At 72.1% G+C, this 13,307-nt stretch carries 10 protein-coding genes; 8 read left to right on the top strand and 2 right to left on the bottom strand.

The window, feature by feature from the left end; translation table 11 throughout:
• Positions 1 to 52: 52 nt before the first annotated feature.
• Positions 53 to 2,029 (top strand): exo-alpha-sialidase, encoded by a 1,977-nt coding sequence (locus tag ACGFWI_RS22420; protein ID WP_393907751.1) that lies wholly within the window; start codon positions 53 to 55, stop codon positions 2,027 to 2,029.
• Positions 2,030 to 2,083: 54 nt separating this feature from the next.
• On the opposite strand, the gene ACGFWI_RS22415 is transcribed toward ACGFWI_RS22420, so the two are convergent.
• A complete protein-coding gene (locus ACGFWI_RS22415) occupies positions 2,084 to 3,136 on the bottom strand; it encodes a bile acid:sodium symporter family protein (RefSeq protein WP_393907750.1) in 1,053 nt (350 codons plus the stop codon).
• A 207-nt stretch (positions 3,137 to 3,343) separates the two neighbouring features.
• Here ACGFWI_RS22415 and ACGFWI_RS22410 point away from each other — a divergent pair, with 207 nt between their 5' ends.
• From ACGFWI_RS22410 to ACGFWI_RS22395, 4 genes are all read left to right on the top strand, one after another.
• Complete coding sequence (locus tag ACGFWI_RS22410) at positions 3,344 to 4,207, top strand: LysR family transcriptional regulator (RefSeq protein ID WP_393907749.1); 864 nt, start codon at positions 3,344 to 3,346, stop codon at positions 4,205 to 4,207.
• Positions 4,208 to 4,495: 288 nt separating this feature from the next.
• Positions 4,496 to 6,322 (top strand): AMP-dependent synthetase/ligase, encoded by a 1,827-nt coding sequence (locus ACGFWI_RS22405; RefSeq protein WP_393907748.1) that lies wholly within the window; start codon positions 4,496 to 4,498, stop codon positions 6,320 to 6,322.
• Between the two features lie 291 nt (positions 6,323 to 6,613).
• On the top strand, positions 6,614 to 7,447 hold the full coding sequence (locus ACGFWI_RS22400) for an aldo/keto reductase (protein WP_393907747.1): 834 nt from the start codon (positions 6,614 to 6,616) through the stop codon (positions 7,445 to 7,447).
• 203 nt (positions 7,448 to 7,650) lie between these two features.
• Positions 7,651 to 8,442, top strand: coding sequence for a VOC family protein (locus tag ACGFWI_RS22395; RefSeq protein ID WP_393907746.1), 792 nt, complete (start codon positions 7,651 to 7,653; stop codon positions 8,440 to 8,442).
• A gap of 155 nt (positions 8,443 to 8,597) precedes the next feature.
• Here the strand turns inward: ACGFWI_RS22395 and ACGFWI_RS22390 are convergent, their stop codons facing one another.
• Complete coding sequence (locus tag ACGFWI_RS22390) at positions 8,598 to 9,512, bottom strand: class I SAM-dependent methyltransferase (RefSeq protein WP_393907745.1); 915 nt, start codon at positions 9,510 to 9,512, stop codon at positions 8,598 to 8,600.
• Positions 9,513 to 9,613: 101 nt separating this feature from the next.
• Between ACGFWI_RS22390 and ACGFWI_RS22385 the strand changes: the two genes are divergently transcribed.
• The 3 genes from ACGFWI_RS22385 to ACGFWI_RS22375 all read left to right on the top strand — a co-directional run bounded on the left by ACGFWI_RS22385 (position 9,614) and on the right by ACGFWI_RS22375 (position 13,193).
• Positions 9,614 to 10,720 (top strand): DUF1266 domain-containing protein, encoded by a 1,107-nt coding sequence (locus tag ACGFWI_RS22385; RefSeq protein WP_393907744.1) that lies wholly within the window; start codon positions 9,614 to 9,616, stop codon positions 10,718 to 10,720.
• A 58-nt stretch (positions 10,721 to 10,778) separates the two neighbouring features.
• Positions 10,779 to 12,158 carry a cryptochrome/photolyase family protein gene (locus ACGFWI_RS22380; protein WP_393907743.1) on the top strand — a complete coding sequence of 460 codons (1,380 nt, stop codon included), beginning with the start codon at positions 10,779 to 10,781 and terminating at the stop codon, positions 12,156 to 12,158.
• Positions 12,159 to 12,245: 87 nt separating this feature from the next.
• Complete coding sequence (locus ACGFWI_RS22375; RefSeq protein WP_393907742.1) at positions 12,246 to 13,193, top strand: YihY/virulence factor BrkB family protein; 948 nt, start codon at positions 12,246 to 12,248, stop codon at positions 13,191 to 13,193.
• The last annotated feature ends 114 nt before the right edge of the window (positions 13,194 to 13,307 follow it).

Raw genomic sequence — 13,307 nt, 5'->3', positions numbered from 1 at the left:
CGTGGGATGTCCTGATGACCCGACGCCGATGCCTCGAAGGGCAGGCCGGACCATGACGTCAGTTCTCCGCGCACACCCCAGCCCCCGCAGCAGACCCCGGCGCCGCCGCGCCCCGGCCCTGCTCGCCGCGCTGACCGCCACAGCCCTCGCCCTGCTGCCGACCGCCCCCGCACACGCCGCGCCTGACGGAGCGTCGGGCGGCACCCGTGCCGCTGCGGCTGCGCCGTCCCCGGCCGGCGGCTTCGACCAGCAGATCCTCTTCAAAGCGTCCCAGGAACAGGGCTACTACTGCTTCCGTATACCGGCCGTCGTGAAGTCCGTGCGCGGCACCCTCCTCGCGTTCGCCGAGGGCCGGCGGCACGACTGCGGTGACGCGGGCGATATCGACCTCGTCCTCAAGCGTTCCACCGACGGCGGCCGGACCTGGGGCCCGCTGCAGGTCATCAACCACGGCAACGGCGACACGCACGGCAACCCGGCGCCCATCGTGGACCGCCGCACCGGCCGGATCGTCCTGGCCGAGACCTACAACAAGGGGCGCGCCGACGGCCTCAGCTGCGACATCCCCTGCGATCGCACGCCGCACCTCCAGTACAGCGACGACGACGGCGCGACCTGGTCCGCGCCCCGGGACCTGACCGCCGGCATCCGCCCCCCGCAGTGGAATTCCTGGTACGCCACCGGGCCCGTACACGGCATCCAGCTCACCCGCGGACGGCACGCGGGACGGCTGGTGTTCGGCATCAACTCCGAGAGCTACGCGGGCAACCGGGTCACCGCCAACCACGCCGCGCTGGTCCACAGCGACGACGGCGGCGCCACCTGGAAGGTCGGCGCGCTGGACACCTGGCCCCTCGCCGAGGACGGCACGTTCCGTCAAAAGCCCTCGGAAATGACCCTCCTGGAACGCTCCGACGGCTCCGTCTACGTCAACGGGCGGGAACAGGACGGCACCGATCTGGGCCATCGCACCGCGGCGGTCAGCCGTGACGGCGGCAACTCCTTCACCGCGCCGTTCCGCGCCCTCCCCGATCTCTACGCCCCGATGGTGCAGGGCTCGGCGCTGCGCCTGCCGCACCCGCAGGCCGGCCGCAGCCGCACCCTGTTCGCGGCGCCCGCCGACCCCGACCGGCGCCGGACCATGACCATCCGCTCCTCCTGGGACGAGGGCCGCACCTGGGAGGGTGTCGACCGGGGCGCCCGGGTCACCGCCGACTGGTCCGGCTACTCCGACCTGGTCGCCGTCTCCGCCGACGTCACCGGCCTGATGTACGAGGGCGGCGCGGTCGACGCCCGGGACGAGATCCGCTTCGCCCGCTTCACCGAGGACTGGCTCGGCCCGCGCCGGGGCCCGGACCCCACGACTCGCGACACCGCCCCGGGCGCCCGCCCGGCCCTCGTCCTGGGCGGCGCCCGGACCACCGGCGGCCGCTTCGGCCAGGCGCTGTCCTTCGACGGCACGGACGATGCGGTACGCCTCCCCTACCGCGGCTCCCTCCCGCTGGGCACCCACGACTTCACCTGCAGCCTGTGGTTCCGCTATGACGCCACCACCGGCGAACAGCCGCTGCTGTGGATGGGCGGAGTGGGCTCCAGGGCCCCGCAGGTCGCGGTGGAAGGCGACCCCGGCCACCACCGGATCGTCGCCCGCCTCACCGCCGTCAACGGCCCCACCCCGCCCACCACCGCCCAGGCCGTGACCGACGGCGGGTACAACGACGGCAGCTGGCACCATCTGGCGCTGCGCCGCACGGGCGGCCGGCTGCTGCTGACCGTGGACGGCGGGGAGACCACCGTCGTCCCCGATGTCCCGGGGTCGGTCAGCCGCGGCTCGGTCTTCGGCGTCCACCTCGGCCAGAAGCCCGACAGCCGCGTCCAGTTCACCGGCGCGCTGGACGAGGTACGCGTCTACCGGCGGGCCCTGACCGACGCCGAACTGTCCGGCGTACGCGGTGACAACGCCCCGGTGAACGGTCCGCTGGTCCTGGGGCTGCCGCTGGACCGGGTGCGCGCAGGCGCGCGGAACTGAGCAAACCGGGCGCGATGCCCAGGCCTGCCCGGCCGCCACCGCCCCGGGCAGGCCTCAGCCCCGCGCTCCGCTCACGACCACCTCGGCCGCACTCCCCGTCTCGGCCACGCTCCCCGCGGCGGTGTCCGTCGCCGCCGCGTGTGCCGCGAACCGCTTCGCCAGGACCGCGCACACCATCAACTGCATCTGGTGGAACAGCATCAGCGGCAGCACCGCGAGCCCGGCCTGCGCGCCGAAGAGCACGCTGGCCATCGGCAGACCCGCCGCCAGGCTCTTCTTGGAGCCGGCAAAGGTGATCGCGATCCGGTCCTCGCGGGGGAAGCCGAGCCGCTTCGAGCCGTACGCGGTGGCGGTCAGCATCACCGCGAGCAGCACGGCCTCCACGCCCAGCAGACAGAGCAGCCGCAGGGTGGAGACCTGGTGCCAGATGCCCTCGACCATGCCGGCGCTGAAGGCGGTGTAGACGACGAGCAGTATCGAGCCGCGGTCCACATAACCGAGGACCTTCTTGTGGCGGGTGAGAAAGCCGCTGATCCACCGCCGCAGCAACTGCCCGGCCACGAACGGGAGCAGCAGCCGGCAGACGACCGACAGTAGCGAGCCGGCCGAGAATCCCCCGGCGTCCCCGTGCAGGACGAGACCCGCCAGCAGCGGCGTGACGACAATGCCGACGAGGCTGGAGAACGACCCCGCACAGATCGCCGCCGCGACATTGCCGCGGGCGAGGGAGGTGAAGGCGATCGAGGACTGGACCGTCGACGGCACCAGGCACAGGAACAGCAGCCCGGTGTAGAGGGCGGGCGGCAGGACGTGGGGGACCAGTCCGCGCGCGGCCAGTCCGAGCACCGGGAAGAGCACGAAGGTAGCGGCCAGGACGGTGAGATGGAGCCGCCAGTGGCGCAGTCCGGCCATCGCCTCGCGGGTGGAGAGCCGGGCGCCGTACAGGAAGAAGAGCAGTGTGACGGCGCCGGTGGAGGTGCCCTCGGCGACGGTGGCGGCCGGTCCGCTGGCGGGCAGCAGGGCGGCCAGGGCGACCGTGCCCATCAGCGCCAGGATGTATCCGTCCACGGGCAGCCAGGAGGGGAGCTTCGGCAAAGGGCGGCGCATGGTCTCTCTTCGGTCGTTCGGCGGCTCGCGGACACGGTGGTCCGGCCACGGCCCCTCCAGGGTGCCGTGACCTGCGGCGATCGGGAAACCCTCTTACCGTGGTCACTGTTATTATGCTTTGCGATGGCTCACGCGCACGGGGAGGGCACCCTTCGCGAGAAGCCACCGCGGCGGACGGCAGAGGCGGACGACAGAGGCGGAGGGCCCGTGTTCGAACCCGCGCAGTTGCGCACCTTTCTCGCCGTGGCGCAGACGCTGAGCTTCACCCAGGCCGCGCACCGGCTCGGGCTGCGGCAGTCGACCGTGAGCCAGCACGTACGGAAGCTGGAGGAGGCCGCCGGGCGCCGGCTGTTCACCCGGGACACCCATGCCGTGGAGCTGACCGAGGACGGCGAGGCGATGCTCGGCTTCGCCCGCACGATCCTGGAGGCGAACGAGCGGGCCGCGAGCTTCTTCGCGGGGACCCGGCTGCGCGGCAGGCTCCGCTTCGGCGCCTCGGAGGACTTTGTGCTGACCCGGATGCCGGAGGTCCTCGAAGGGTTCCGGCGCGACCACCCCGAGGTCGATCTGGAGCTGACCGTCGAGCTGTCGGGGACCCTGCACGAGCTGCTGGCGGCCGGGCGGCTCGACCTCGTCCTCGCCAAGCGGCGGCCGGAGGAGGCCGGCGGACGGCTGGTGTGGCGCGACCGGCTGGTGTGGGTGGGGGCCGAACGGCTGCGCCTCGATCCGCAGCGCCCGGTCCCGCTCGTCGTCTACCCGCCGCCCGCGCTGACCCGCGCCCGGGCACTGGAGGCACTGGAGCGCGCGGGCCGGGAATGGCGGATCGCCTGCACCAGCGGAAGCCTGAACGGATTGATCGCCGCAACTCGGGCAGGTCTGGGCGTTATGGCACATACGAGGGGCATGATCCCGCCAGGTCTGGTCCGGATTCCGCCACGCGCCGGGCTGCCGGAACTCGGCGAAGTGGAGTTCGTTCTTCTGTACGGGCAGCGCAATCGCGCGACACGGGGCCCGGCGGAGGCGCTGGCCGACGCGATTCTGGCGGGCGGCGACCGGCTGCAGCTTCCCTAGGCCGCCCGGCCCGATCCGCCGGACAAGCCCTGGTCACGGGCTCCGCGCCCGAGTCGGCCGACTGATCCGGTGCCAGGTGCAGAGATTTGGTGCAGATATGGTCCCGGCGTCGTGATCGTCCGGCGTTGAACTAGCTTGATCCTGTCCAGGCTTCTCCGAAGTAGCCCGATTTCGACGGTTGGCCAGATCCCATGCCGCCGGATTCACGACGTGGTACGGCTCTGCCGGATGCCGTCACGTTGGGGTACGGTCGCGGCCTTGTGAGCAACACCACGAGGAGCTGGGTCATTGCGCGAGTTCACCGTCCCACCACTGGCGACCGCGCCCCGGGTCGGCGGGCTGGCGGATGTCGTCTACGAACATGCCGAAGACGATCCCGAACGCGTCACCCTGGCGCGTAAGGACGACGAGGGAAACTGGCAGAACGTCACCGCCGGAGAATTCCGGGACGAGGTCATCGCTCTGGCCAAGGGCCTGCTCGCGCAGGGCGTCCGGTTCGGCGACCGGATCGGCATCATGTCCCGTACGCGTTACGAGTGGACCCTGTTCGACTTCGCGCTGTGGTCGATCGGCGTCCAGACCGTACCGCTGTATCCGACGTCCTCGGCCGAGCAGGTCTTCTGGATGCTGCACGACGCGGGCGTCACGGCCTGTCTGGTCGAGCACGAGGACCATGCGATGACCATCGGCTCGGTCATCGACCGGCTGCCCCATCTGCGCAAGCTGTGGCAGCTGGACGGCGACCCGGTGGCCGAACTCACCGCGGCCGGTGCGCATATCGACGACGACGTGGTGCACCGCCACCGCATGGCCGTCACCCCGGACGCCACGGCGACGATCATCTACACCTCCGGCACCACCGGACGCCCCAAGGGCTGTGTGATCACCCACGCCAACTTCATGGCCGAGTCCGACAACATGGTGCTCCGCTACGAGAAGGTCTTCCACTCCAAGCCGGGCGACGAGGCGTCCACCCTGCTCTTTCTGCCGCTGGCGCACGTCTTCGGCCGGATGGTGCAGGTCGCCGCGATCCGCGGCCGGGTCAAGCTGGGCCACCAGCCCGAGCTGGCGGCCCGTGCCCTGCTGCCCGATCTGCAGTCCCTCCAGCCGACCTTCATCCTCGCGGTGCCGTACATCTTCGAGAAGGTCTTCGCCGCGGCCCGGCGGCGGGCGGAGGCGGACGGCAAGGTCGCACCGTTCGACAAGGCCGTCGAGATCGCGGTCCGCTATGCCGAGGCGCAGGAGAACAAGGCCTTCGGCACCGGGTCCGGCCCCAGCGCCTCGCTGCGGATGCAGCACCAGCTCTTCGACAAGCTGGTCTACAGCAAGGTCAGGACGGCGATGGGCGGCCGGGTGCGGCACGCGATGTCGGGCGGCTCGGCGATGGAGCGCCGCCTCGGGCTGTTCTTCGCCGGCGCCGGCGTACGGATCTTCGAGGGCTACGGCCTGACGGAGAGCACCGCGGCCGCCACCGCCAACCCGCCCGAGCGCACCCGCTTCGGCTCCGTCGGCACCCCCGTACCCGGCACCACCGTGCACATCGCGGAGGACGGCGAGATCTGGCTGTACGGCGGGCAGATCTTCCACGGCTACCACAACGACCCCAAGGCGACCGATGCCGTGCTGCACGACGGCTGGTTCTCCACCGGCGACCTGGGCGCCCTGGACGAGGACGGCTATCTGACGATCACCGGGCGCAAGAAGGAGATCCTGGTCACCTCCGGCGGCAAGACCGTGTCGCCGGTGGGCCTGGAGGAGCGGGTGCGGGCGCATCCACTGGTCGCCCAGTGCATCGTCGTCGGCAACGACCGGCCGTTCATCGCGGCGCTGGTGACCCTGGACCCGGAGGCGGTCGCGCACTGGCTGACCATGCGGGAGAAGCCGGAGATGCCGGCGACCGACCTGGTGCGCGACCCGGATCTGGAGACCGAGATCCGGCGCGCCGTGGTCGCCGCCAACACGCTGGTCTCGCAGGCCGAGTCGATCCGTACGTTCCGGATACTGGCCAACCAGTTCAGCGAGGAACACGGACTGCTGACGCCGTCGCTGAAGCTCAAGCGCAAGGCGATCGAGACGGCTTACGGGGCCGAGGTGGACGCGCTGTACCAGACGTGACGGACGGGGCGGTCGCCGGTGCGGCCGCCCCCGCCCGACGCCGCCGGCGCCCCGCGCTCGCCCGTGCGGCGGACCGGGATCGCCCCTGGGTCGGATGTCCACCGCACCGGCACTCACCGCCGCGGCCCGCCCCGCACCCGCCGCGGAGCGCGAGGGCCCGGCCCCGCCCATGGCGCGCACACCACAGCGCTCCGTTTTCTCCGCATCGTGTCGGCCTCCGCGGGAATGCGCACCGGCGGATGATCGTTGACACCCATGAACGAGAAAGCCGACGTAAGGATCGATTCCCCCGTGAGCAAGGTTCCCTCCATCACGCTCAACAACGGCGTCGCGATGCCGCAGCTCGGCTTCGGCGTCTGGCAGGTCGAGGACGACCAGGCGTCCGCCGCCGTGGGCCATGCCCTCGATGCCGGTTACCGCAGCATCGACACCGCGGCGATCTACGGCAACGAAGAGGGCACGGGCAAGGCGCTCGCCGCTTCCGGAATCCCCCGTGACGAGCTGTTCGTCACGACCAAGCTCTGGAATACCGACCAGGGCCACGACTCCACACTGCGCGCCTTCGACACCTCCCTCGCCAAGCTCGGCCTGGAGTACGTGGATCTCTACCTGATCCACTGGCCGCTGCCGTCGAAGGACCGCTACGTCGAGACGTACAAGGCCTTCGAGAAGATCTACGCGGAGGGCCGCGCCAAGGCCATCGGCGTCTCGAACTTCCTTCCCGAGCACCTGGAGCGGCTGCTCGGCGAGACGTCCGTCGTCCCGGCCGTCAACCAGATCGAGCTGCACCCCCAGCTCCAGCAGGCCGAGTCCCGCGCCTTCCACGCCCGGCACCACATCGCGACCGAGGCCTGGTCGCCGCTCGGCCAGGGCAAGGGCCTCCTGGAGAACGCGACGATCGCCGAGCTCGCCGCCAAGCACGGCAAGACCCCCGCCCAGGTGGTGCTGCGCTGGCACCTCCAGCTCGGCAATGTCGTCATCCCGAAGTCCGTGACCCCCTCGCGCATCGCCGAGAACATCGACGTCTTCGACTTCGAGCTGGACGACGAGGACCTCGCCACCCTCGCCCGCCTGGACACCGGCAACCGCCTCGGCCCGGACCCGGCCACCTTCGACATGGGCTGACCGACGCTCCGTATCGGCGCCGCCCGGCTCGTCCGGGCGGCGCCCGCGGCGTATCCGAGTGGCGGGCCCGGCGGACGGCAGGAAGTGTGGAGGGTGAGTGTGGGGCGGCTCCGGCGGTGTGCCGAAGGGGCCACTATCCCTTCGCTCCGCCCTGCTCCTCCCCCATGCCAGGCATGGGAGGTGCCCCCATCGAGGAGGCCACGATGCCTGAAGTCACCTCTCCCTACCAGTCCGGGACGCCCTGCTGGATCGATCTCGCGGCTCCTGACCAGCAAGCCGCCATCGACTTCTACTCCGACGTCTTCGGGTGGACCGGAGAGATCGGGCCCCCGGAGAACGGGGGCTACGCCGTCTGCATGCTGAACGGCAAGCCGGTGGCCGGAATCATGGCCGCGGTCCCGATGGGCGGCCAGCCCGCGCCGCCGACCGTGTGGACCACCTATCTGTCGGCCGCCGACGCGGACGCCACCTCCCAAGCGGTGAGCCAGGCCGGCGGCACGCTCCTGATGCCCGTCATGGACGTGATGACGCTCGGCCGGATGTGCATCGCGGCCGACCCCACCGGCGCGGTGTTCGGTATCTGGCAGCCCGGCGACTTCCCCGGCTCCGGCATCGTCAACGAGCCCGGCGCACTGATCTGGAACGAGCTCAACACCACCGAGCCGTCCGCCGCCGCCGCGTTCTACAAGGCGGCCCTCGGTATCGAGAGCGCCCCCATGGAAGGCGCCGACAACTACTACGCCCTCGCGGTGAACGACCGGCCGGTGGGCGGCATGCAGCCGATGTCCGAACAGATGCCGGCCGACACTCCCTCGCACTGGCTGGTGTACCTCGCCGTGGCGGACACCGACGCCACGGTCGACAAGATCACCGCGGCCGGCGGTGCGGCGCTTCAGCGGCCCTTCGACATGGTCGCCGGCCGGATGGCCGTGGTGACCGATCCGCAGGGCGCGACCTTCGCCGTGATCAACCCGAAGCCGATGGACCAGGGCTGATCCGGGCTGATCCGGGCCGGCCGGATCTGACATGGCGTCACAGAGGCCGCCGCCCGACGCATCGCATGGGCGGCGGTCCCACCGCGCCGTGGGCCAGGTCCACCGGCCGGGTGCGCTGTCCGGCTCCGGGATGATGCGAAATCCAAAGGCACGCCCTACTGGGCGCGGGCCGTATGGACCGTCTGCGCGGACAGCAGGAAGGCGTCGGGACGGCGGGTGATGCCGACCGCGTCATCGGGGTCGGTGAGGCGGGCGAGGGTGGTGAGGTCGCCGTCGTCGAGGTGGTCGCCGTACATGTCGAGACCGTGGGCCAGGGTCTCCTGGACGTAGGCGCGCGCATCGGCGGACAGCGGGGCCGGCAGATCCAGCAGGAAGCTGCGGGTGCACGGGGTGCGCAGGCCGGCGTCGGCGAGGAAGGCGGGCCAGTCCTCGATCTCGTCGGCGGCGTCGGGCAGCGCCGTCCGCATCTCGGTGAACCAGTCCTCGCCGGCCGCATCGAGCCGGGACTGCAGCCCCGGGCGCCCGATGCCGATGTCGCGCGGCAGGAAGCGCGGCGCGAGGCCGCCCTCGGCGACGGCGAGCAGTCCGCCGGGCCGCAGATGACCGGCGAGGGCGGCGACCGCGGCCCGCTGGTCCCCGACGTGGTGCAGCGCCTTGCCGGACCAGATGAGGTCGGCGCCACCGAGGGCGTCGAGCCCGTCCGGGAGTTCGGCGCGATGGGTGCGGAGCCGGTCGCCGAGGCCCAGGGACCCGGCCCGGTCGCGCGCCCGCTCCAGCAGTGCCTCGCTCGCATCCACCGCGACCACTTCGGCGGCCGGGAAGGCGCGAGCCAGCAGACAGCTGACGACGCCCGGTCCGCTGCCGATGTCGAGCACCCGGAACACCCCCTCGTCGCCGGCCGCGGCGTCTTCGGTGAGCAGCTCACGCAGCCAGGCCGCGGCCCGCTCGTAGAGCGGCAGGTGCAGCTCGGCGCCCCGTTCGAGGTGCGGGCCGAGTACCCCCCAGTCGATGTGCGCACCGTCATGGGGACCGTGGCCGTGCCCGGGTCCGGGCCGTTCGTCGTTGCTCATGACATCGAGCCTCCGTTACGGGTCGTACCGGTGCAATCCTCCTTGCCGTTCGGGCAACCCCGGATTCCGGCGGAGGACGGCGTAACCGTAGGGTCTGGCCCGTGGCTACTCCGGGATGGATGCCGCCGACGGATACCGAGCGGCGGCTGTGCGAAGCGACGGCGCGTGGTGACTGGGACGGTCAGATCGCGGCGATCGCCGGTGAGGATCTGTATCTGGCGGCACCGCAGCAGGGCCAGGACCCGCTGCCCGTCTACGACGACCCGGCGACGGGTGGTAAGTGCATTCCCGTCCTGACCCGCGGCATGCTGCCGCCGTGGCAGCCGCAGCAGTTCTTCGACCGGGTCTCGATGGAGGAGCTGGCGCAGGACTGGCCGAACGACAAGTGGCGGCTCGCGGTCAACCCCGGGACGCCGTGCGCCGCATATCTGCCCGCCTCCCCGGCACACCGCGCAGGCTGGATGCAGCGGCGCGCCCAGGTCGGGCCGCGCCCCGGCGGGCTGCTCGTCACGCACTTCGGCGGTCCGCTGCACGGCCCCGTGGCCCAGGGGCTGGCGTGCGGTGCGCCGATCGCGGTGCACCACAGCGTGCCGTGGAACGAACTCGGTACGGCCTTCCTCGACCATGCCGCGGACGCGCAGACGCTGCGCGAGCAGTGGTCGGTGACCGACCCCGCCAGTTGGCAGCAGCGCCTGGACCAGCTGCTCGGCGGGCAGTTCGTACCGGCGGAGACGGAGGCGGCACTGCGGGCACGGGCCGGCGCCCGCGGCGCCGAGGCCGCCGAGGCCGCCGAGAGCACAGCGGGCCAGGAGACCACGGGCGCCCAGGACGCCGCGGACGCGCCCGCCGTCCCCGAGCTCGTGACCAAGTACGAGGAGCGGTTCCGCACGGACGGGCTGCTGCCGGCGGACGGCCAGGTCGTGTCCCTCGCCGCGCTGGACCATGCGCATGCCGTCAATCTCGTCCGCTGGGGCCTGGGCGCCCGGCTGTGCGCACCGCAGCAGGCCGAGCAGGCAGTGACGCAGGCCGGTGCGAAGGCCAGGGAGGTGTACGGCTCGTGGGAGGAGTTCGCCGCGGGCTATGCGCTGGGCCGGATGCTGGCGTTCGACAACGGCTGGTTCGGACCGCAGTACGCGGAGGCCGTGCACCTCCACCGTGTCCTCACCCAGGCCCCTTCCTCACCATGGCGCGGCCTGCCCTTCGCCTGAGCCGTGTACGCCCCCGGCGGGCGGCTCGCGGGGCGCGGGTTCGGTGTAGACGTAGGGCATGGATGTCGCGGTTTGCCTGTTCAGCTCCGACCTTCGGCTGCACGATCAGCCGGTGCTGCATGCCGCGCTGCGCTCAGCGGCGCAGGTGGTACCGCTGTTCGTCGTCGATGCGGGGGTCGTTGACGCCGGGTTCATGGTGCCCAATCGGGCGGCGTTCCTGGCCGATGCGCTGGCCGATCTCGATGCCGGGCTGCGCGGTGGCGGGGGTCGGCTGGTCATCCGTACGGGGGATGTCGTCGCCGAGACCTGCCGGGTGGCGGCGGAGACCGGAGCCGGGGAGGTGCATCTCGCGGCCGGGGTGAGCTGCTATGCGCTGCGCAGGGAGCGGCGGTTGGGCGCGGAACTGGCGGCGGCGGGGCGTGCGCTGGTGGTGCATGACGCGGTCATCACGGCGCTGCCGCCCGGCGCGGTACTGCCCGCCGGCCCGGGAAAGGACCACTTCGAGGTGTTCACGCCGTACCTCCGTCGGTGGCAGGCCGCGGGGCTGCGGTCGGTGCTGCCCGCCCCGCGGTCCGTACGGGTCCCGGCCGGGGTGAGCTCCGAGGACGTACCGTCGGCGGCGGATCTGTGCCCGGACGGGACGCCGTCGCCCGCGCTGCCGGAGGGCGGCGAGCGGGCGGGGCGCCGCCGGTTCGGGGCCTGGCAGCGCTCGGGCATGGCCGACTACCAGGACCGGCAGGACGATCTGCCGGGCGATGCCACCTCGCGGCTCTCGCCGTATCTGCACTTCGGGTGCCTTTCGCCGGTGGAGCTGGTGCACAAGGCGGCGGGCCGGCCGGACGCCGGCGCCGCGGCGTTCGTACGGCAGCTGGCCTGGCGGGACTTCCACCATCAGGTACTGGCGGCCCGTCCCGAAGCGGCGCACGCCGACTACCGCACCCGGGGCGACCGCTGGCGGCACGGCGACGCCGAGGTGACGGCGTGGAAGGCGGGCCGCACCGGCTATCCGGTGGTCGATGCGGGGATGCGGCAGCTGCTGCACGAGGGGTGGCTGCACAACCGGGCCCGGATGCTGGTGGCGAGCTTTCTGACCAAGACGCTGTATGTGGACTGGCGGGTGGGCGCACGGCACTTCCTGGATCTCCTGGTGGACGGCGATATGGCGAACAACCAGCTCAACTGGCAGTGGATGGCCGGGACCGGCACCGACACCCGCCCCAACCGGGTGCTCAATCCGCTCGTGCAGGCCAAGCGGTTCGACCCGCAGGGCGAGTACGTACGGCGCTGGGTGCCGGAACTGGCGGGTCTCCCCGGTGCCGCGGTGCACCAGCCGTGGAAGCTGACCGGGCCGGAGCGCACGGCGTACGACTATCCGGATCCCGTGGTGGACCTGGCGGACGGGCTGGTGCGGTTCAGGCGGGCACGCGGGCTGGAGTAGGCGGGTCCGTGGACGGTCGCCGTGTCGTGGGCGGTCCCCGTGCCGGGAGATGATGCAGGACGGATCGACGGAGAGGACGGATACGACATGGGCGGGAGTGGTATGCGCCGCGGGCTGGACCGGACGCTGCTGGACCGTGCACTCGGGGCGGCGGGGCCGCGGCAGCCGGCCGCGCTGCCGACCTGGGCCCAGTGCCGTACCGCACTGCGCCATACACCGCTGTCGGTGTGGCACGACGATGTGACGGACTGGGCCGCGAGCCTGACGTACTACTCGGTGCTGGCGCTGCTGCCGTCGCTCATCGTCACGGTGTCGCTGATCGGTCTCGCCGATCCGGCGGCCACCGAGCAGCTCATCAACCAGATCAGTTCGATCGCCCCGGCCCAGTCGGGCCCGACCGTCCACCGCGCGCTGGTGAGCATGGCGCATCAGCGCACCGCCGCCTGGGTGGTGCTGGGCGGCGCCCTGATCAGCGCGCTGTGGTCGTCCTGCAGCTATCTGGCGGTCTTCCGCCGTGCGCTGCACGCCATGAACCGCACCAAGGACGACCGCCCGCCGTGGCGCAAGGCACCGCGGATTCTCATGACGGCGCTGCTGCTGATGGCCCTGCTGATCAGCAGTGCGGTGGCGCTGCTGGTGAGCGGGCCGATCGCGACCGCGCTGGGCCGGGCCGTCGGGCTCGGCGAGGCGGGCGAGGCGACCTGGAATCTGCTGAAGTGGCCGCTGCTGCTGCTCCTGGCCACGGTGCTGGCAATGGTGCTCTTCCGCTCCGGACCGCCCAGTTCCCGTGGCATGCGCAGAGCCGCCCCCGGCGGGGTCGTCGCCGTGCTCCTCTGGCTGGTCTCGTCCGCCGGCTTCGCGCTCTACACCTCGTACGTCGGCACCTTCAACCGGCTCTACGGATCGGTCGCGGGGCCGGTGGTGTTTCTGATCTGGCTGTGGTTCTCCCACCTGTCGCTGCTGTCCGGCGCCCAGTTCAACGTCGAGCTGGCACGCGCGGGGCGGGTGGTGGTGCGGCCGCGGTCCGGGAGCTGAGACCGGCGTGGGGGGGGGGGGGCCCCCCCCCCCCCGGGGCCGGGCCCCCGGGGGGGGCCGCCCCCCGCCACAAACGTGGGCCCCGGGCACGGGGCCCCGGCCCCCCGGGGCTGG

Source organism: Streptomyces sp. NPDC048434 (assembly GCF_043200375.1).
Lineage (GTDB): Bacteria > Actinomycetota > Actinomycetes > Streptomycetales > Streptomycetaceae > Streptomyces.
Note: the sequence above shows the minus strand (reverse complement) of the source record. Positions and strands in the feature narration are given on the sequence as shown.